The sequence below is a fragment of the Komagataeibacter sp. NFXK3 genome, from assembly GCF_054182245.1.
Window position 1 is genome coordinate 1 of sequence record NZ_JAPIVJ010000092.1, and the last position, 824, is coordinate 824.

Genomic DNA, 824 nt, shown 5'->3' on the forward strand with positions numbered 1-824 from the left:
TGTTAAGCGGCATGGAAAAGTGACCCCTTCGGAAGGGGGACAGGCAGCCAAAAACGACCCCTTTCTGAGAAACGGGTTCACGATGGCCTTCATGCTGAATGGAGGCCCGGTTTGGGATGCTTGTTGTGGAAACAATTGGAAAGATCCGTCGCGCGCATTTTGTCGAAGGAAAGGCGATCAAGGCGATCTGCCGGGACCTTGGGATATCGCGGCAGACGGTACGCAAGGTGATCCGGTCGGGACAGACGTCTTTTGACTATCACCGAGAACGACAGCCTCTTCCCCGGATTGGTCCATGGGAGGGAAGATTGTGCGCTCTTCTTGAGGAGAACGTGGCGCGTCCGGCCCGCGAACGGCTGAGCCTCATCCGTCTGTTCGAACTGCTGCGTGAGGAAGGATATGAAGGAAGCTATGATGCCGTAAGGCGATATGGCCGACGGTGGGAAGACCGCCATGAGATGGGGCGGCGGGCCGCCTATGTTCCGCTGAGTTTTGCACCTGGAGAGGCTTACCAGTTTGACTGGAGCCATGAGGTTGTCGTTCTGGGTGGTGTGGCGGTAAAGGTGAAGGTCGCGCATATGCGTCTGTGCCACAGCCGGATGATGTTCATTCGTGCCTATCCGCGCGAGGCGCAGGAAATGGTGTTTGACGCGCATGACCGGGGCTTTGCGTTCTTCAGGGGTGCATGCCAGCGGGGCATTTACGATAATATGAAGACTGCGGTGGAAACGGTTTTTGTTGGCCGGGCGCGGGACTATAACCGGCGTTTTTTACAGATGTGCGCCCATTATCTGGTTGAACCACAGGCCTGCACGCCGGCGGCA

General features: G+C 57.3%; 1 protein-coding gene and 1 pseudogene. Both read left to right on the forward strand.

The annotated features are described in order from the left end of the window. Positions 1 to 256 (forward strand): annotated as a pseudogene (locus OQZ28_RS17645) (secretion protein); the annotation flags it as partial. After that, positions 177 to 824: IS21 family transposase (istA, locus tag OQZ28_RS17650; RefSeq protein WP_458136708.1), on the forward strand; the 648-nt coding region annotated here is incomplete at its 3' end. The pseudogene OQZ28_RS17645 and the gene istA, both read left to right, overlap by 80 nt.